Annotated in this window: 10 protein-coding genes and 1 pseudogene; 9 read left to right on the top strand and 2 right to left on the bottom strand. The window is 51.9% G+C overall.

The features are described from left to right. Positions 1-118 precede the first annotated feature (118 nt). From T496_RS14395 to T496_RS15220, 5 genes and pseudogenes are all read left to right on the top strand, one after another. Positions 119-3,385, top strand: a complete 3,267-nt coding sequence (locus T496_RS14395) for a beta-L-arabinofuranosidase domain-containing protein (RefSeq protein WP_052342105.1) — start codon at positions 119-121, stop codon at positions 3,383-3,385. A gap of 71 nt (positions 3,386-3,456) precedes the next feature. Then, positions 3,457-7,296 (top strand): glycosyl hydrolase 115 family protein, encoded by a 3,840-nt coding sequence (locus T496_RS14390; protein WP_081783567.1) that lies wholly within the window; start codon positions 3,457-3,459, stop codon positions 7,294-7,296. A gap of 462 nt (positions 7,297-7,758) precedes the next feature. Then, on the top strand, positions 7,759-8,169 hold the full coding sequence (locus T496_RS0105945; protein ID WP_027454981.1) for a hypothetical protein: 411 nt from the start codon (positions 7,759-7,761) through the stop codon (positions 8,167-8,169). A gap of 415 nt (positions 8,170-8,584) precedes the next feature. Then, positions 8,585-10,942: pseudogene (locus T496_RS13600) on the top strand (GH92 family glycosyl hydrolase); the annotation flags it as partial. Positions 10,943-10,945: 3 nt separating this feature from the next. Continuing rightward, the gene (locus T496_RS15220) at positions 10,946-11,701 is read left to right on the top strand and encodes a basic secretory protein-like protein (protein WP_316928894.1); all 756 of its coding nucleotides are present in this window, start codon (positions 10,946-10,948) and stop codon (positions 11,699-11,701) included. Between the two features lie 116 nt (positions 11,702-11,817). On the opposite strand, the gene T496_RS0105935 is transcribed toward T496_RS15220, so the two are convergent. Both T496_RS0105935 and T496_RS0105930 read right to left on the bottom strand, forming a co-directional pair. After that, a complete protein-coding gene (locus T496_RS0105935) occupies positions 11,818-12,897 on the bottom strand; it encodes a DUF4831 family protein (protein ID WP_044110726.1) in 1,080 nt (359 codons plus the stop codon). Between the two features lie 18 nt (positions 12,898-12,915). Then, complete coding sequence (locus T496_RS0105930) at positions 12,916-14,430, bottom strand: bifunctional ADP-dependent NAD(P)H-hydrate dehydratase/NAD(P)H-hydrate epimerase (RefSeq protein ID WP_027449931.1); 1,515 nt, start codon at positions 14,428-14,430, stop codon at positions 12,916-12,918. A 92-nt stretch (positions 14,431-14,522) separates the two neighbouring features. On the opposite strand from T496_RS0105930, the gene hpt reads away from it, so the two are divergent. From hpt to T496_RS0105910, 4 genes are read left to right on the top strand one after another with little or no spacing between them, the layout of a single operon-like run. After that, positions 14,523-15,062, top strand: coding sequence for a hypoxanthine phosphoribosyltransferase (gene hpt, locus T496_RS0105925; protein WP_027449930.1), 540 nt, complete (start codon positions 14,523-14,525; stop codon positions 15,060-15,062). Between the two features lie 37 nt (positions 15,063-15,099). Further along, positions 15,100-15,672: an adenylate kinase gene (locus T496_RS0105920; protein ID WP_027449929.1), complete on the top strand. Its 573-nt coding sequence runs from the start codon at positions 15,100-15,102 to the stop codon at positions 15,670-15,672. Next, positions 15,662-16,828 carry a GTPase ObgE gene (gene obgE / locus T496_RS0105915; RefSeq protein ID WP_027449928.1) on the top strand — a complete coding sequence of 389 codons (1,167 nt, stop codon included), beginning with the start codon at positions 15,662-15,664 and terminating at the stop codon, positions 16,826-16,828. Before T496_RS0105920 ends, obgE begins: the two co-directional genes overlap by 11 nt. Positions 16,829-16,848: 20 nt before the next feature. Then, the gene (locus tag T496_RS0105910) at positions 16,849-20,175 is read left to right on the top strand and encodes a TonB-dependent receptor (RefSeq protein WP_027449927.1); all 3,327 of its coding nucleotides are present in this window, start codon (positions 16,849-16,851) and stop codon (positions 20,173-20,175) included. Positions 20,176-20,389 lie beyond the last annotated feature (214 nt).

Genomic DNA, 20,389 nt, shown 5'->3' with positions numbered 1-20,389 from the left:
CAGAATTGACATTTCTGTTGCTCCTTTTTTAATAACTTTGCATGCGTTGATAATAACAAAAACCTAACTCATGCTTAAACGGCTATTCATTATTTTATTATCTTTTTCCTCTTGTGGCATGATCCTGTCACAGGATTATAGTTCTTTTCACGAAGGACTTATCCGCAACATCTCGCCCAAGGGTTGGTTGCAGGAGTTCCTGTTGCGCCAGAAGGACGGTCTCACAGGTCATCCCGAAGCCATGGCCTATCCTTATAACTCCTGTCTTTGGGCTGGCGATATTCCTCGTATCAATGAGAATCCCGATGCCAAAGACTGGTGGCGCTACGAGCAGACGGCCTATTATACCGATGGCTTGTTGCGTCTGGGCTACCTTATTGACGACCCCACTTTCATCGAGAAAGGTGAGAGTGGAATCAGTTATACCATAGAACATGCCCAGTCTAATGGACGTCTTGGCAACAGTAAGATAGAGTCCCTTTGGCCTATGGCCGTTTTCTTCCGTGCCATGCAGGCCGACTATTGGGCCACGGGCAATCAGGATATTATCACGGCCCTCGAGCGCAACTACCTCAGTTTGAGCACCGACCTGCTCGTCAATGGCCGTCGCCACATCTGTAATGTCGAGGGTATGCTTTGGGTCTATGGCCACACTGGCAATAGTCAGTTGCTGCAGATGGCAGAAGACGCCTATAACCGCGGCGGTTTCGAGCTCGATGCCCCTGTAGCATCTTCGGCCGATGTCATCACCATGCACGGCGTCACCTATGCCGAAATGCTCAAGATCCCCTTGCTTCTCTATGCCTATACCGGTAAACAGCAATACCTGGATATCGCTATGAATGCAGAGCGCAAGTTGGAGCGCGACCATCTTTTACCCGATGGACTTTATTCCAGTTCCGAGTTCACCGCCGGCCTCGATGTCGATAATGCACACGAAACCTGCGACATCACCGACTACACCTGGTCGCTGGGCTACTTCCTGCAGGTCACTGGTCAGGCCGAGTGGGCCGATCGCATCGAGCGTGCCGTCTTTAATGCCGGTCTGGGTGCTATCACCAAGGACTTCAAGGCCCTGCAGTATTTCTCTTCCGTGAACCAGCTCATCTGCACCGGCACGTCAGACAATAATGCCTTCAAGCGCGGCAGCACCTGGATGGCTTATCGCCCTGTCCACGAGACCGAGTGCTGCGTGGGTAATGTCAACCGCCTGATGCCCAACTTCGCGTCGCGTCTGTGGATGCGTGGTAAAGACGATGCCGTTGTCGCTGCCCTCTATTCGCCCAGCGACATCACCGTCGAGGTCAATGGCCAGTCTGTCACCATCAGCGAGCAGACCGCCTATCCCTTCTCCGATGTCATTCGTTTTGTCATCACTTCCCAGTCGGCTGTCACCTTCCCCTTGTCACTCCGCATCCCCGGCTGGTGCCAGCAGGCCAGTCTCAAGATCAATGGCGCTGCTATCGATATGCCTTTGACCCCATCCACCTTCGTCACCCTGAATCGCACCTTCCACAATGGCGATGTCATCGAACTGCGCCTGCCCATGGAGGTGCAGGTTTGTCAGGCCGCCAATCAGCAAGGATGGTACGTAGAGCGCGGTCCGCTGCTATTCACCTATGCCATCCCGCAGACCAAAGTCGAGGATACCCAGGTCTATGGCAACATGAATGGCAAGCATTCCGACAATGCCGACTTCAAGTGCTGGAGTATCACCCCCAGTGGTCCCTATAACTACGGTTTCGACCCCACACTGCTCACCGATGAGTCCTCGCTCACCGTCACCACCAAAACGATCCCCGAAGGCGCCTATCCTTTCGATCTTCAGGATGCCCCCGTCACCATCAGTATGCCCGTGCGCCAGATCCACTGGTCCATTCAGAATGGTCGCAACCCCTTCCTGCCCGGTGCTGGCAATGTGATTGCTACCGACAAGACCACTACCATCACCTTGGTGCCCTATGGATGCACCGAACTGCGCCTCACCGTGTTTCCCGAGGCACATGCCGACGACATTCCCGATGAGACGCTGCTTGTGAATCCCGACTTCGAAATGGTCGATGCCGAGACCTATAATGCCGGTGGTTCTGAGAAGAAGAAATGGGTGCCCTATGGCTGGAGCGTGCAAGGACAGATAAATGGCGAGTCGTATGGCATCAACAGCGATGCCCAGAATCCTCATGGCGATAACATCTGCTGGTTTCGCATGCTGCCATTCTCACAGAACTTCGAACTCTATCAGGTGGTGCCAGCCTCGAAACTGGGTGCTGGCACCTATCGTGTGAGGTGTAAGTTGTGGAATAACCACAACCAGAAAGGCAACTGCCGACTGTTTGCCAATCAGAATGTCCAGTATTTCGGTTGTAAAGACGAATATGCCAACAATCAGGTAGACGGCGAATCGGCTACCTATGCAGGCTATGGCGGAACACCCGATGGCATGTTTCTTCTTAAGGATATGCAGGTTTATGTCACCCTTGCCGATGGAGAGGATCTGCGTTTAGGCATTCGCTCCGACGGGCGTAAGTCAAATGGTACGCGTGCCAGCGATGGAACCGGTTGGTTCAAGGTAGATTATTTCCGCCTTGACAAGGTCGATGGTATTCCTGCCGACAATGGCGATGATGACCTGTCGCTGACCGAGTCACTGATCATCAATCCCGATTTCGAACTGGCAGTCGATGGCACCCCGAACCCTCAGGGCTCTACCTCTCGCGGTTGTCCTTACGGTTGGCAACTGGCCACCGAATTCAAAGGCACGTCGTTTGGTGTCAACAGTGATGCCGTCAATCGCCATCAGAATAATGTTTGTTGGTTTAACAACCAGCAGGGCCCCATGCCCAACAACTTCGAACTCTATCAGGAGATACCTGCCGAGAAGCTTGTTCCCGGTTGCTATCAGATTCGTTGTCAGCTATGGAACGAGAGTGGATTGTTTGGCAAGTGTCGTCTCTTTGCCAATCAGTCGGTACAGTATTTCGGCACTGCCGCCGACTATCTTTCCAATCAGACCGAAGGTGAGACGGCCACCTTTGCCGGTTATAGCGGTACGGGAACCAACAATCTGGTGATGCACGACATGGTGGTCTATGTCGATGTGGCCAAAGACGAGAACCTGCGTTTCGGCATTCGTTCGGGCAATCAGCGCGGCAATGGCACTTCCGATGACAGCAATTCTGGGTGGTTCAAGTGCGATAACTTCCGCATCAAGCGTGTCAGTGAGTCGGCCGATGTCCCTATGGCCGTCATCCCGAGTTCCATTTTGCATCCTTGTGCAGCGGCCTCTCCGGCCTATTCCTTGTCGGGTCGCGGTGAAGTCTCCCGTCAGGGCATCCGCATCCTTCGCTTCTCCGATGGCACCTATCGCAAAGTAGTGGTGAAGTAACACTACTTTTTTTATCAATAACCAAAGACTAACGGCAACATAGAAACATAACCTAACAATCATTATAATTTATGTCAAAACCAATTATTACTTTTTTAGCGGCATTGTTGTTGTCAGCAACGATGTCTGCACAGAACGTCACGCTCAGTAAAACCGTTGTTGACGATGGCTTCCCCATCGTGACAGCTGATGCAGCCGCCCCTATCGTGGTGTCCGACAATGATGCTGAGGTCGTGAAGACCGTGGCCCAGTGTCTCTCCGACGATGCGAAGGCTGTCACCGGAAAGTCACTTCCAGTCAAGAACCAGTTGGATGCTGGCGACCTGCCTATCATCGCTGGCACCCTGGGACAGTCCACCATTATCGATCAGTTGGCTGCCAGTGGCAAGATCAGCGCTACCGAGGTAGCTGGCCAGTGGGAGGTCTATGGACTCCAGTTGGTAGAGCAACCCGCCGAGGGCATCGCCCGTGCACTGGTGGTCTATGGCTCTACGCCTCGTGGCACCGCCTACGGTCTGTTTGAACTCTCTCGCCAGATGGGCGTGTCGCCCTATATCTGGTGGGCCGATGTGTCGCCAGCAAAGGCCGACGTGCTCTATGCCACTGGCCTGCAGACCATCTCGAAGGAACCCTCGGTGAAGTACCGCGGCATCTTCATCAACGACGAAGACTTCGCCCTGTTTCCCTGGGCCGCCAAGGGTATCGACAAGAAGTACAACAACATCGGTCCTAACACCTATGCCCGCGTCATGGAACTGCTGTTGCGCCTGCGTGCCAACACGCTATGGCCAGCCATGCACCTGTGTTCGGAAGCCTTCTGGGCCAACAAGGACAACCTGCCCGTGGCCAAGAAGTACGACATCATGTTGGGTTCCAGCCACTGCGAACAGATGCTGCGCGACAACGAGTGGGAGTGGCGTCATGCCCCCTGGAACGGCAACAACGAAGACTGGAACTACGTCACCAACAAAGCCAAAATCCAACAGTACTGGGAAGAGCGCGTAGCAGAGAGTGCCGACTACGACGGCATGTACACCCTCGGCATGCGCGGTGTGCACGACTGGGGCATCTCGGGCTATCCCTCAACCGAAGACAAGGTGCGCGGACTCACCGACATCATCGGCTATCAGCGCAACCTGCTGGGCAAGTATTTCGACGATGTGACCAAGGTGCCACAGCTGTTCATCCCTTACAAAGAGGTGCTCGACGCCTATAATGCCGGCCTGCAGGTGCCTGAGGATGTGACCCTCTGCTGGGTGGACGACAACCACGGCTACATCCGCCAGTTGCCCAAACCTGCCGAACAGGCTCGCTCGGGCGGTAATGGTGTCTATTACCACCTCAGCTATTGGGGTTCGCCTCACGACTACCTGTGGATTGCTTCTCACTCACCCTCGCTCATCAGCTACGAGTTGTCGCGTGCCTACGACCAGGGCATCCGCACATTGTGGGTCATCAACGTGGGCGACATCAAGCCCGCCGAGGCCGAACTGGAGTTCTGCATGGACCTGGCATGGGACATCAATGCATGGAAACCAGCCGAAGCCTACCGCTACAATCGCCATTGGGCTGCTGAGACCTTCGGAGAAGAACTGGCCGACCGCATTGCCGATATCAAGTTGGAGTACTACCGACTGGCTGCCGGTGGTAAGCCCGAACATGTGTTCGACGTGTCGTTCACCAATGCCGAGAAAGACCAGCGTATAGCCGATTATCAGGCCCTCATGGCCCGTGTCGATGAGGTGAAGGGTGCTGTGCCTGCTGCCTTGCAGGATGCCTACTTCCAACTGATAGAATATCCCGTGAAGGGCGCTGGAAATATGAACATCAAGACCTTCCGCGCTGCCCAGAGTCTGCAGTTGGCCAAGCAGGGCAACCGCGACAAGGCGCTGGCTTATGCCGCCGAAGCCCGTCAGGCTTTCCGCCAGATAGTGGATCTCACCACCTATTATAATAAGTCACTGGCTGGTGGCAAGTGGAACGGCATGATGAGCTATAAGCCCCGTGACCTGATGCAGTTCGGTATGCCCGAGACGGCCACACTGTCAAACATCAACAGTGTGGAGGTCAGCGCTAAGCCCGAAGCCCCCGTCACGGTGATTCCCGCCACGCAATACACCGCCAGCAACGGCACCTTCACCACCCTGAAAGGTGTGGGCGTCAGCGATGAGGGCATCACCGTGTGGCCCCTCGATATGAACAAGTACAGTGCTGCTCAGGCACCCTATTTAGAGTATGAGGTCCCCGTGAAGGCCGGCAAGAACAGCATCTCGGTGCGCTGCCTGCCTACGTTCCCCATCAACACCACCTACGACCTGCGTGTGGCTTTGAGCATCGATGGCGGTTCAGCACAGGTCAAGTCGCTGAAGACCACTGCCATGGAAGGTAAGTGGAACCAGACGGTGCTGCAAGGTTATAACGATGCCACCCAGGAGTATGTGGCCGATGCCGACAAAACCGTCAAGGTGCGTGTGTCGCTGCTCGATCCCGGTGTGGTGGTCAGCGATATCTATGTCACACTGCCCGTGGTGGAGGACAACAGCCTGACTGAATCACTGATAGCCAACTATGACTTCGAGTATAATCACGACTGTCAGCAGAATGCCGCAGGCCAGATCGGTCGTGGTGTGCCCTGTGGCTGGAACCAGAAAGGCACACTGAAGAAGGGTGCCAACGGTCTCGACTCGTTCGGCGTCAACCAAGATGCCACCAATTATCATGGCAACAACGTCTGCTGGTTTAACTCGGTGCCCATGCCCGAGGATTTCGAACTCTCACAGACCATTCCTGCCGAGAAACTGGAGCCCGGCGTCTATCGTGTCACCTGCATGCTGTGGGTTGAGAATTCGAAGAAGACCACCTGCAGGTTGTTTGCCAATCAGAATGTGCAGTACTACGGCAGCGAGAGCGACTATACCAACCTGCTCGTGCCTGGCGAGATCAATACCTATGCGGGCTATGCCGGTGGCACCACCGAGAATATCGTGCTGCGCGACATGGAGGTCTATGTCACCGTGGGACAGGGCGAGTCGCTCACCCTCGGCATCAAGACCAGCAATCGCAAGAATGATGGCACCCATGCCAGCGATAATGCCGGCTGGTTCAAGGTGGATTACTTCCACATTGAGCGCGTCAGTCAGGCACCCAGTCCATCGGCTGAAGACCTGACGCTCACCAAGTCGCTCATTGAGAACTACGACTTCGAACTCTATCGCGATGGTGGCACCGTGAAGCAGAACACCACGGGCGACACCCGTCGCTATACGCCCTACGGCTGGAACATCGTAGGACAGTTTCCCGGCCAGAGCTATGGCATCAATAAGGATGCTGCCAATGCCCATGGCACCAACATCTCCTGGTGTCTGCCTCAGGGCGGTCATTTCCCCGCAGACTTCGAACTCTATCAGGAGATTCCCGCCGAGAAACTTACCCCTGGCCGCTATTTGGTAGCGTGCAAACTGTGGGTAGAGGAGGGTTATCTGGGCACCACCCGCCTCTTTGCCAACAACCAGGTGCAGTACTACGGCATGGAACAGGACTACAGCAACAACCTCACCGCTGGCGAAAACAACACCTTTGCCGGCTATGTCGGTGGCATCAACGGCAACTTCCTGTTGCAAGACATGTTTGTGTATGTCGATGTGGCCGAGGGTCAGAGCCTGCGTCTGGGCATCCGTGCCGACGGGCGTCAGGGCGACGGCACCATGCATCCCGAACAAAAGAACGGCTGGTTCAAGGTCGATTATTTCCGCATTCATCAAGTTGACAAAGACAATAACATCATCAATACCATTCATCATACAAAGTCTGCCGTGATGGCCGACACCAAAAGCTATACCCTTGGCGGACGCTGTGTTCAGCGTCTGCAAAAGGGTATTTTTATTCAGAGAGGACGTAAAGTCTTGAAATAATTCCTAATCTACATATATATAATCAGAGGGCAGTATGTGCGGCATTCGTGCATACTGCTTTTTGTTTGCTCATTCGGGCACTTTTACGAGGTCAAAGTGCTCCTATGACGGCCTTATAGTGGCGCTATTGCTTGCCAATACTTATCCTTTTGTCTCAATTCTAGACTCTAGAAACGATAATTCTAGACTCTAGAAGTGGTAAATCTAGACTCTAGAACCGACAAATCTAGACTCTAGAAAAGGTATTTCTAGACTCTAGATGAGCACCAAAACGGTTACTCTTGCATCACAAAACCTCTTTTCTTGGTTGTTTAAAGTTCCACTCTTCTGTGGTTAAAGTTCAGCTTTTGCAGCATGCCTCTTTGACCCTTATTCTACAAATTATGCGCAAATTGTTTGCTTGTTTAATCAAAAATATATACTTTTGTGGAACAATAATTAATCAAACTAACTAATCATCTTATGAAAAAAACAGATTTTAGAACGTGGGGCTTGTTGGCTCTAGTAGGTGTCGTGGTATTGTCTTTGTCTTCGTGTGCTACAATCGTTTCTGGTGGTAGTCCTAAAATCATCCTGGACGGCGATGTCGATGAACATGTAACCATTGTAACAGAAAAGCAAGTCTATAATGATGTAACCCTGCCTTATCAGGTGAAGGTTAATCGACATGCTATTGACGGACAACGTATTACGATTAAGTCTGATAACTATGAGTACAAAGATGTCATGCTCGAAAAGAAAGTCAACGAGTGGGCCTTTGGCAACATTATCTTTGGTGGTCTGATAGGATGGGGTGTTGACCTGTTGACCAACTGTGTCAGCAAACCCTCACATACAAGATATTCGGTGATAAAGACTGAAAAACAAAAATAGTCAGCGAGTATCATCAAATATAATGTTGTAAAGACGCCCATTCTCACCGGAGAAGGGCGTCTTTTGTTTATATAGAATTCATTCCGCTTAATTCTGATTTTTTTAACTCAATGCAGGCTTTCCCATGCCCCGTGCTACCTTTATGGGTGGCGTGAACATTCAGCTTTAACTGCCAGGTCAGCACCTGTAGTATGCAGGAGGAGTCTTCGGACGTATGGTTTGACGACTCCTCCTTTTTCTTTTTGTGATCTTCTACGGCGTACTGTTACGCCCTTCTGCGAGTCGTAAAGACCATTAAGATTGTAAGATTTGTTAATTCCTTTTCGAATTACAGCAGTAATTTGTAACTTTGCAGTCCCACAGTATGCGAACTGCGGGCACGTGCGTAAATAATAATGATTATACAATATCAAGAATGAAGAACAATTACCTTAACTGCTGTGTGACATTGCTGTTGGCTTGTCTCACAGGTGCCGCTATGGCACAAAAACCAAAAACGTCTGCTGTGCAGAAGACCAAGGCAGATTATGTAAACCCGTTCATTGGAACTGAAGGCATGGGACACACATTCCCAGGTGCCTGTGCTCCCTTCGGTATTGTGCAATTGTCGCCAGAGACTGACACGATTCCTCACAATGTGAACGGACGCTATCAGGGAAAAGTGTATGACTACTGTGCCGGTTATCAGCATACCGACAATACCATCGTAGGTTTCAGCCATACCCATCTCAGTGGTACGGGTCATTCCGACCTGGGCGATGTGCTCTTGATGCCGCAAACGGGCGCCTTGCAGTTGAACCCAGGTACAAAAGAAAATCCCGATGGTGGCTACCGCCAGCGATTCAGTCACGCTACAGAACAGGCACGAGCAGGCTATTACGAGGTAACACTCGCCGATAATGGCGTGCGTGCCCAACTGACAGCCACACCACGTGTGGGCGTTCATCGCTATACCTTCCCTGAGAAGGCCGACCACCAGCGACTCATCGTGGACTTGCTGCACGGCATCTATAACTACGACGGCAAGGTGCTGTGGTCGCAGTTGCGCGTGGAGAACGACACGCTGGTGACGGGCTATCGCCTCACCAACGGTTGGGCGCGCGCCAACTATACCTACTTCGCTATCTCGTTCAGCAAGCGTATCAAGGACTATGGCTATCGCGACCGCAAGGCAGAGCGCTATCAGGGCTTCTGGGGTAAGTTTGACAAGCATCACCGTTTTCCCGATATGGGCGGTCGTTCGATGGTGGCCTACTTCGAGTTTGACACCGACGACAACCAGCTGGAGGTGCAGGTGGCCCTCTCGGCCGTCTCTACCGAGGGCGCCAAGGCCAACTTGAAGGCTGAGGCCAGCGGCCGCAACTTCGACGAGATTGCTGCTGCTACCCGTCAGCAGTGGGAGAAAGAGCTGTCGGTCATCGACTGTCAGGGCACCGAGGCCCAGAAGACCATGGTCTATACCTCGCTCTATCACACCATGATCAACCCCTCTATCTATATGGATGTGGACCGCAAGTACCGCGGACTGGACGGCAATATCCACGTGGCCAGCGATTTCGATAACTATACCGTGTTCTCCGTATGGGACACCTATCGTGCTGAACACCCACTGCTGGGACTGTTGAAACCCTCGCGCAACACCAACATGATTCGCTCGATGATCAAACATCAGCAACAGAACATCGTGGGCATGTTGCCCGTGTGGAGCCTGATGGGCAACGAGGGTTGGTGCATGACGGGCTATCACGCCGTCAGCGTGCTGGCCGACGCCCTGGCCAAAGGTGCCAATGTGGATGGTGAAGAGGCCCTGAAAGCCATGGTGGCTACGGCCAACAATAAGTACTTCCCTAGCATCAGCGACTACCGTCGTTATGGCTATGCCTTGTATGATAAGGATGGCACAGCGGCCTCTAACACCCTGGAGTATGCCTACGACGACTGGACCATCTATCATGCTGCCCAGCAGTTGGGCCGCGATGATATCGCCATCCAGTTCCAAACCCGTGCCACCAACTACCAGAACGTGTTCGATCCCACCCGTGGCTTTGCCTCTCCACGCTATCGCAATGGCAAGTTCAAGGCCGACCTGGACCCCTATCAGACCTATGGTGAGGGCTTCATCGAGGGTAACAGCTGGAACTTCTCGTTCCATGTGCCTCATGATGTGCGCGGACTGATGAAGAGCATGGGCGGCGAGAAGGCCTTTGTGGAGAAACTGGATGCCCTGTTCGGCATGAACCTGCCCGAGAAATACTATGCTGACAATGAGGATATCACTGCCGAGTGTCTGGTGGGTGGCTATGTGCATGGCAACGAGCCCAGTCACCACGTGCCTTATCTCTATGCGTGGACCTCACAGCCCTGGAAGACCCAGCAATGGCTGCGCACCATCATGAACAAGATGTACCGCAGCGAGATTCGCGGTTTGGGCGGTAACGACGACTGCGGACAGATGTCGGCATGGTATCTGTTCTCTGCCATGGGCTTCTATCCCGTATGTCCTGGTTCCGACCAGTATGTGTTTGGCGCTCCCTACCTGCCTGAGATGAAGGTGACACTGGAGAACGGACGTACCATCGAGATTCGTGCGCCCAAGGTGAGCGACAAGAACCGCTACGTGAAGTCGGTGCGCGTGAATGGAAAACCTTACAGCAAGTTGTATATCACCCACGATCAGCTGGTCAATGGCTGTGTCATCGAGTTTGAGATGACCTCGAAACCCAACAAGAGTCGTGGGCTATCGGCTTCCGACAAACCTTACTCGCTGACCGATGAGATGCAGTCGGCCAGCTCTTCAATTGCCAGTCGCATGAGCAATAAACTGACGGAGGAGGATAAGCGCTGGAACAGTCACCTGCGTGATATCACCTTCGTGGATATGAACCCCGAGACCAAGGGCTCGAAGATTTACCATGCCCTGATTTCGAAGCCAGACCCCTACATACGTAGTGTGGCCCGCGAGGTGATGAAGTGCCTATACTTCACCCCCGAAGACAGCATCCCTATGCTGAAACGTCTGGACTACATCGTCCGCAAAGCCGATGGCGTGTCGTGGAAAGGTGGCGGCAATGGTTTTGTGAACATCACCTATACAACTGGACACATAGAACGCTCGTTTGAGAATAACGACACAGCATGTGTGGACTTTGAGACACGTGGCGTACTGCTTCACGAGTTGACCCACGCCTTCCAGCTGGAGCCTCAGGGCATTGGCCCTTATGGCGGTCCAAACAAGGCTGTCTGGGAGATGGTGGAAGGTACGGCCGATGCCGTTCGCGTGGCCTGTGGCGGTTTCCACGGCGAGAAAGACCGTCCGAAGGGTGGCAGCTATCACGATGGCTATCGCTACATTGGCTATTTCTTCAACTGGGTGCGCGAGACGAAGGATGCCGACTTTATCCGCAAGATGAATCGCTCGTGTCTGGAGGTAGTGCCCTGGTCGTGGAACGGCGCGGTGACGTATGCCCTGGGTAAGGGTTACACCATCGACTCGCTCTGGGATGAGTACATGCGAGCCATGGGCGATAAGTAAGAAACAGTGAGAAAAAGTTTGGCGGCGCTATTCCTTGAGAATAACGCCGCCAAACGCATAGAATGGGACCGCCAAACGTGGCGTTTAGTGCCACCAAACGTGACGGATGAAATGGCTTATTTTGGTTGCTCGGCATCCAGGCGCTCAACGGCACCAGTCAGGCGGTTCAGCCAGAGGTGTGTGGTGTAGCGCTTGTTGAACAGTTCGCCGCTGAGCAGTTCTACGTTGCCAAACTGCGGTGCGGGGTGCTCCTCGGTCTGAATAGGGGTGATGCCATCGAAGAGTGTGACGCGCATGCGACCAGGCACGTTCACGTAGATGCCTGCTTCGAAAGGCTTTTTCTTGGCCTTGGCAGCGGCCTCTTCGTCAACAGGAGGCACGGTGTTGAGGTCTTCAACGCTTAGATAGAATGGAGCGCCAGAGAGATCGTCCTTCTCCACCACGCCATTGAGGTCGGAAAGGCGAAACAGCAGTTGACGGGTGAAAGGACCATCGGGGGTGGCGGTGACCACATACTCGGTGGTGTCCTTGCAGGTGGTGCCCACAAACAGAGAACTGAGCGCACGATCTTGTTCCTCCAGCTGGTTGAGCATCAGTCGGAGCTGGACACCGTCTTTCGGCATGAAGTCGGCCTGACCCTTGATGAGCAGGTTGCGATTCTCGCGCAGGTCGTAGATCTCGCGGGCGGTGAGCTCGGCCATCTTTGATGTGCTTCCTGCTGCCAGAATCTCTTCGTTGAGCAGCGTGCGGGCATTGATGGGCGCCTGACGGGGAGCAGCCTCGAAGGGCACAAAGTCGTTTTCTGGCTTGGCTGGAGCTGCGTTGATGGCCAGCAGACAACCGTCTTGCGAGAGGGCTACATTGGCTGCCACGGTCTTGGCGTTGAACTTAACGGCATAGGCCTTGGTGGTGTCGGCAATAGCCACGGCTTCCTGGCGCACGCTGAGCAGGCGACTGCTGACGCTGGGCTCCTGAGCCACATCGACCAAGCGCAGGTAACGATGGGCATAAGCCGCGAAATCGCCTGGCTGGAAGGTGGTCTTCTCTACTAAGATATGAAATTTAATAGCAGTCTTAGGGAGAAAATAAACGGCTCCCTCGGGCGTGACGCCTGGCTGATAGCTGCTCAGTTGTGTCTGTGCCAAAGCTGCTACCACGCAACAGTGGAGCAGGGCAAGAAAGAAGTATCTTTTCATGTGCGAGATATGTTTTCGTTAACCTTTTAGTCTTAAGAATGCTTTGGGCAGATACTGGATGATGTCGCTGGCAATGAGACTCTCTTCACCCAGGTCCTTAGCGGCCAAATCGCCGGCCAGTCCGTGGAGATAGACACCCAGCACGGTGGCCTCCTGTGGCGTATAGCCGCGAGCCAGCAGACCGGTCAGGATGCCCGTGAGCACGTCGCCGCTGCCTGCGGTGGCCATGCCGGCATTGCCAGTGGGGTTGAACACCACATGACCGTCGGGCATGCAGATGGCTGTGTAGTGACCTTTCAGCACGACATAGCCTCCGATACGCTCTGCCAACTGGCGAGCCTTGCTCAGTCGTTCGTAGCTATCTACGCACTGTCCCTCCAGTCGTTCCAGTTCTTTGGGGTGGGGCGTCAGGATGGCTCCCTTGGGCAACTGCTGCAACCAGGCACGGCGCGTGGACAGGATGTTGAGTGCATCAGCATCAATCACGACGGGACATTGCGCACGGCGCAACTGAGCTATCATGGCAATGCTGGTCTGTTCGGTGGTGCCTATGCCGGGACCGATGCCCAGAGCCTGGAAATCCTCGGTGGCAACCGCCTCCGAGAAGATGGTCTCCTCGCGGTCCATATGCAGGATGGCTTCGGGAACGGCCGTCTGCAGAATCATGGCGTTGCGCTTGGGTGTGTGAATGGTCACCTTGCCAGCACCACTTCGCATACAGGCTCTTGAGGTCAGCACGGCTGCACCTGCCATGCCATAGCTGCCAGCTATGACCAGGGCGTGGCCCATGGTGCCTTTGTGTACGAAGGCATCGCGGTTGTGCAACAGTTGGCGCACGTCGTTCTCCTCAACGATGCGATAGGGGGCATCGGTCTTGCTGATGGCCTCCTGACTGAGGCGGATGTCCAGGATGCGAACCTCGCCCAGGAACTGCTGGTGCTCGGCGAAGAGAAACGATAGTTTGGTCTGCTGGAGTGTCAACGTCATGGTGGCACGAATGATGTTGGCACGGACGTTATAGGTGTTGTCCTCGGTCATCAGTCCTGAAGGGACGTCGAGGCTGACAATATCTGCTTGAGAGGCGTTGATATACTTCACCAATGATGCAAAACCGCCTGCAAGGGGCCTGTTGAGACCAGCTCCGAAGAGACCGTCGATGACCAGCATGCCCTTCTCCAGCTTAGGCGGGTCAAATTCTTGAGTGACCTCGGTGAACAGCGAAAAGCCCTTCTTGGAAATCAGACGCTGCTTGTTCTCGGCACAATCGGCCGAAAGGCTGCCAGTGATGTTAAACAGGTAAGTCTGTACCTGATAGCCCATGTCGGTCAGCATGCGTGCAACAGCCAGCGCATCGCCACCATTGTTGCCCGGTCCGGCAAAGACCACGACGGGATAGATGGTGGGCCATTTCTCGGCGATGACACGTGTGAAAGTATGTGCAGCGCGTTCCATCAAATCAATAGATTTAATGGGCTCGTGTTCGATAGTATATTTGTCAAGTTCGCGAATTTGCGCGCTAGTGAATATTTTCATAACGCTGCAAAAATACTAATTTATTGTTAATAAGTGGTCGGTTTTCCCAAATTTTTTGTATTTTTGCATCAAAATTCAAATAAATCATTCGAATGAGTAGAGTAACTATCAAGGATAAGACGTTCGAAACGTCTATTCCTGAGGCAGAAATCCACGAGCGCGTGAAGGCTGTTGCTGCCCAAATCAACAAAGATATGGCTGGTAAGAACCCTTTGTTCCTGGCCGTATTGAACGGGGCTTTTGTCTTTGCAGCCGACCTGCTGCGTGAGATTACAATTCCTTGTGAGATATCGTTCGTGAAGCTGGCTTCCTATCAGGGAACCACTTCCACTGGTAAGGTGCATGAGGTGCTGGGCGTCAACGAAGACCTGGCAGGACGTACCATCGTGATTGTCGAGGATATCGTGGACACGGGCTTGACCATGAAGCAGATGGTGGAGTCGCTGGGCACACGTAATCCCGCCTCTATTCATATCTGCACGCTGCTGCTGAAGCCCGATAAACTGAAGGAGAATCTGAACGTGGAATATGTGGCACTGCGCATTCCTAACGACTTTATCGTGGGCTATGGATTGGACTACGACCAGCAGGGACGCAATCTGCGTGATATCTACACCGTGGTAGAAGATTAATCAATTATACAATAAGCCAGAAAAATTATTCAGGAAAATGAAGAACATTGTAATTTTTGGAGCCCCTGGCTCAGGTAAAGGAACACAGAGTGACAAACTGATTGAGAAGTACGGACTGGAGCATATCTCTACAGGTGACGTACTGCGTGCTGAGATTAAGAACGGCACCGAGCTGGGCAACACTGCCAAGCAGTTTATTGACAACGGACAGCTGATTCCCGACGAGCTGATGATCAGCATCCTGGCATCGGTATATGACTCATTCGGTCGTGAGCATAAGGGTGTAATCTTTGATGGTTTCCCTCGCACCATTCCACAGGCTGACGCCCTGAAGAAGATGTTGGCTGAGCGTGGCGACAAGGTGGCTGCCATGATCGAGCTGGACGTTCCCGAGGACGAACTGATGAAGCGTCTGATTCTGCGTGGACAGCAGAGCGGTCGCGCTGATGATAATGAAGAGACAATCAAGAAGCGCCTGGTGGTTTATCACAACCAGACACAGCCACTGATCGAGTGGTACAAGCAGGAAGGTCTGCACCACCACATCAATGGTCTGGGCGAGCTGGATCGTATCTTCGCAGATATTTGTGATGTGATAGATGGAATCTAATTTTGTAGACTACGTAAAAATCATGTGCCGCTCGGGTAAGGGCGGCAAAGGGTCGATGCACCTGCGCCACGTGAAGTACAACCCTAACGGGGGACCTGACGGTGGCGACGGGGGCAAAGGCGGCAGCATTATCCTGCGCGGTAATCATAACTACTGGACACTGTTGCACCTGAAGTACGAGAGACATATCTTCGCAGAACATGGTGGCAACGGTGGTCGTGACAAGTGTCATGGCACCGACGGAAAGGACATCTATATCGATGTGCCTTGCGGTACGGTGGTGTATAATGCCGAAACAGGAAAATATATTTGCGACGTGACCTACGACGGACAGGAGGTCATGTTGCTGAAAGGTGGTCGCGGCGGACTGGGTAACTTCCAGTTCCGCACGGCGACGAACCAGGCACCGCGCTATGCGCAACCTGGTGAACCCATGCAGGAGATGACCATCATCCTGGAACTGAAGCTGCTGGCTGACGTGGGATTGGTGGGATTCCCCAATGCGGGTAAATCAACGCTGGTGTCTGCCTTGTCGAATGCCAAGCCGAAGATTGCTAACTATCCGTTTACGACGATGGAGCCTTCGTTGGGCATTGTGGGCTATCGCGACGGCAAGTCGTTTGTGATGGCCGATATTCCCGGTATTATCGAGGGCGCCTCCGAGGGTAAAGGACTGGGACTGCGCTTCCTGCGCCATATTGAGCGCAACTCGTTGTTGCTCTTCATGGTGCCTGGCGATACCGACGACATCAAGCGCGAGTACGAGATTCTGCTCAACGAGTTGCAGCAGTTCAACCCCGAGATGCTGGACAAGCACCGTGTGCTGGCAGTGACCAAGTCCGACCTGCTGGATGAGGAACTGATAGAGATGTTGCGCGAGACGCTGCCTCAGGATCTGCCCGTGGTGTTTATCTCGGCCGTGACAGGATACGGACTCGATGAATTGAAAGACGTGCTCTGGCGTGAACTGAATGCTGAAAGCAACAAGATTCAGGGCATCATGGCAGAGGATTCGTTGGTGCACCGCGACAAGGATATGTCGATGTTTGCACAAGAGCTGGCCGATGAAGGCGAGGATGAAGACATCGAATACATTGACGTAGAGGATGTCGAAGACTTGGAAGATTTTGAATACGAAGACGACGAAGAAGTTTAGTTGATCAGTTTTCTACTAACATGAATAAGAGATTTTTGATGATGCTTGCAACGCTGCTCACCTTTACGGTGGCAGTTGTTGCTCAGATTACCAATTCAACTTTAGCAGGTACAGTGACGTATGTGGGCAGTACGGAGACGGTCATTGGTGCCACGGTGCAGGCTGTGCACGAACCTTCGGGAACGCGCTACACGGCCATCACCAACGTCAACGGATTGTTTACCATCCAGGGCATGCGCCCCGGTGGGCCGTATGTGGTGACGGTCAGCTACATCGGGTGTAAACCTTCGGTGTCAAAAGACATTACCCTGGTGCTGGGCGAGACAACCAAGCTGGACACCAAGCTCGCTGAGAGCACTACCGAGTTGAGCGAGGTGCTGGTGAGCGGCAAGGCTACGAAGTTTACGACGCAGAAGACGGGACCTTCTACGAACGTCTCTGCCCGGCAGATAGAGCATATGCCTACAACGAACCGTTTGATTACGGACATCGTCAGACTGTCGCCCTATGGTGGTAGTGGTATGATACTGGCAGGACGTGACGGTCGTACGGCCAACTTTACCATTGATGGTGCCAACTTCAATAATGACTTCGGTTTAAATATGAGCTTGCCTGGTGGCGGTAATCCCATTTCTATCGATGCCATAGAGGAGATGCAGATAGTTATATCACCTTTTGATGTGCGTCAGACGGATTTCATTGGCGGTGGAGTGAACGCTATCACAAAGTCGGGTACTAATACGTTTAAGGGAACGGCCTATGTCTATCACAGAAATGAGAACATGCATGGCGATGCTGTGGACCGTGAACAAATAGCTGGTACACGAGCAAAGGACCAAAATACCATATATGGTTTCACAATGGGTGGTCCCATCATTAAGAACAAACTCTTCTTCTTTGTTAATGGAGAGATGGAGAAAACGCCTACTGTGGTAAACCGTTGGCGTGGTTCGGAGGACGGCGTGGCTGATCCGACGGGCTATATTTCCCGAGTTAAACTGAGCGATCTGCAGCAGGTTTCGGAGTTCGTGGCTAACAAGTATGGTTATAACACTGGCTCTTGGTCTAATTATCCTGCTTCAGATAGCAACTATAAGTTCTTGGCACGCTTGGATTGGAATATCAATGATTTCCATCATCTGGCGCTGCGCTACAACTTCACGGATAATACAATATGGAAGGCCGTGAGTGGTAACTCTATGGATGGCGGTAAGCGTTCTTCATATCAGCGCATGTCCCAGTATGCAATGACCTATGCTAACTCGATGTATAAGCAGAAGAATAAGGTTTATTCATTCTCTTTCGATTTGAATAGCCGTTTGACAGATAAATTGTCGAATCAGCTGTTGGTAACCTATGCAAAGAAGGACGATCTACGTGAGACAGACTCTTCGAATTTCCCCTTTATTGATATTCTTGATGGTAATGGCGGAAACTATATTTCGTTGGGTCATGAGTTGTTCTCATGGAACAATGGTGTTCACAACGATGTGTGGAACATCAAGGATGATATAACCTATTATCTGGGCGAACATAAGATTATGGCTGGTGTGAGCTTTGAGCACAAAATGGCCGATAATATGTTCCTTCGTAATGGTACCGGTTACTATCGCTATAGTTCTCTGAGTGACTTCTATGCTGGTGCTACCCCTGAAATCGTGGCGCTGTCTTATGGCTATAATGGTGTGTCGGATCCTGCCGTTCGTGTTCGTACCAATCGCTTGGGCATTTATGTGCAGGATGAATGGCAGATACGCTCAAACCTGAAACTGACTTATGGTATACGTCTCGATGAGTTGATGTATGACAATGCTGACCTTATGACGAACGATGCCATTGCTGCCGTCAGTTATAATGGTCGTTCGATTGATACAGGAAAGTGGCCGAAGAACTCTTTGACACCCTCTCCTCGCTTAGGAGTGGTTTGGGATGTGTTTGGCGATAAGAGTCTGAAGGTACGTGGCGGTACAGGTCTGTTCCAGGGACGTCTGCCTTTGGTGTTCTTTACCAATATGCCTCTTAACTCAAATATGCTGCAGAACAATGCCGTTTGGAATTCTACTGGATTGAATAAGGGTAAGGCTGTGGACATGAGTCAGTTTGCTGGTGATATTATGACACGTCAGCAACTGATGGAATTTGTTGCAGCAAAATTTGGTGAACCTCTGACAATGACACCTTCACAAGGTGCGCCAAGTTCGTCGTTCTGTGGTGTGGCTAATGACTTTAAGCTGCCTCAGGTGTGGAAGACCTCTCTGGCAGTTGACTATCAGGTGCCTGTTTCGTTCCCCATGACGGTGACCGTGGAAGGTATCTTTAATAAGAGCATTAACGATGTGTGCATCAAGGATTGGAGCTATTGTGACATCGAGAGCCTGCCTTTGTTTAAGGGCGCAGACAACCGTCCTGAATTCACAACGGTGAAGAAGGTCGATACGCAGGGCAATCCCCTTCCCAATGCTTTTGTTTTGGAGAATACGAGCAAGGGCTATGGATGGACTGCTAATGTTAGCTTGACTGCTCAGCCTTTCAAGTGGCTCGACATGATGGCTGCCTATACGCATACTGTTAATAAGGAAATATCTGGTATGCCAGGTAGTGATGCAGCTTCGGCCTATACTAGTATTCCTTCGTATAAGGGACCAAATGGTGTAGGTGTTCATAACTCTATGTTCGTTATCCCCAATCGCTTGGTGGCTAGTGCAACGCTTCACGATAAGTCGGGCAACCACTATAGCTTTATCTATGAGGGTTATAATGGAGGTGTGCGTATAGATGCTAATGGTTATTCTACTTCCAATAACTATTCTTATATGTTGACTGAAGATAAGGATATTAATAAGGATATTAACCGCGATGGATGTAGTTATGATCTGCTTTATATCCCAACAGATAAGGAAGTGGCTGATAATGAATTCCGATTTGTCTCGACAGACGATCGTGATCGTTTCATGGCTTATGTACACAACAATGACTATCTGAAGAAGCATCAAGGTGAATACGCTGAGGCTTATAGCGCTCCTTCACCTTGGGTTCATCGTATTGACTTCAGTTATAAGCATGACTTTGATTTCAGTGTTAAGAACACAAAGCATAAGTTGCAGTTGAGCTTTGATATGAAGAACGTAATGAACTTCTTTGACTCAACATGGGGCGTAGCTAAGTATCTGAACCCTGCTATTGGCTCGGAGGCCCGTATCCTGACCTATGCAGGAAAGGATGCAGAGGGGTATCCGCTCTTCTCTACACCCGCTAGTATTAATGGCAAGACAGAGACGTGGACGTACAGCTATGACGTAGGACAGTGCTGGTACGCAAGCATCGGAATAAAATACTTCTTCAACTAAGAGATAGGAACCCGTCAAACCGGCGGGTTCTTTTTTTGCAACTTGGTTGCAAACGAAAGTTCTTACCTTTGCAACCAGAAAAGATAACATATATAATATAATAAGGTAAGAACAATGGCACACAATCATCATCATGAACAAACGTGTTGTTCGCACGAACACCATCATGAACACCATCATGAACACCATCATGATTCGCATGAGCATCATCATG

The sequence above is a fragment of the Xylanibacter brevis P6B11 genome, assembly GCF_000621825.1.
Taxonomy (GTDB): domain Bacteria; phylum Bacteroidota; class Bacteroidia; order Bacteroidales; family Bacteroidaceae; genus Prevotella; species Prevotella brevis.
The sequence above is the reverse complement of the archived record's forward strand: the minus strand, read 5'-3'. Positions and strand labels throughout refer to the sequence as shown.

What these genes read in the sequence shown, in the direction of transcription:
- T496_RS14395 (WP_052342105.1), top strand. Translation starts at nt 119, where the DNA reads ATGATCCTGTCACAGGATTATAGTTCTTTTCACGAAGGACTTATCCGC.
- T496_RS14390 (WP_081783567.1), top strand. Translation starts at nt 3,457, where the DNA reads ATGTCAAAACCAATTATTACTTTTTTAGCGGCATTGTTGTTGTCAGCA.
- T496_RS0105945 (WP_027454981.1), top strand. Translation starts at nt 7,759, where the DNA reads ATGAAAAAAACAGATTTTAGAACGTGGGGCTTGTTGGCTCTAGTAGGT.
- T496_RS15220 (WP_316928894.1), top strand. Translation starts at nt 10,946, where the DNA reads ATGCAGTCGGCCAGCTCTTCAATTGCCAGTCGCATGAGCAATAAACTG.
- T496_RS0105935 (WP_044110726.1), bottom strand. Translation starts at nt 12,897, where the DNA reads ATGAAAAGATACTTCTTTCTTGCCCTGCTCCACTGTTGCGTGGTAGCA.
- T496_RS0105930 (WP_027449931.1), bottom strand. Translation starts at nt 14,430, where the DNA reads ATGAAAATATTCACTAGCGCGCAAATTCGCGAACTTGACAAATATACT.
- hpt (WP_027449930.1), top strand. Translation starts at nt 14,523, where the DNA reads ATGAGTAGAGTAACTATCAAGGATAAGACGTTCGAAACGTCTATTCCT.
- T496_RS0105920 (WP_027449929.1), top strand. Translation starts at nt 15,100, where the DNA reads ATGAAGAACATTGTAATTTTTGGAGCCCCTGGCTCAGGTAAAGGAACA.
- obgE (WP_027449928.1), top strand. Translation starts at nt 15,662, where the DNA reads ATGGAATCTAATTTTGTAGACTACGTAAAAATCATGTGCCGCTCGGGT.
- T496_RS0105910 (WP_027449927.1), top strand. Translation starts at nt 16,849, where the DNA reads ATGAATAAGAGATTTTTGATGATGCTTGCAACGCTGCTCACCTTTACG.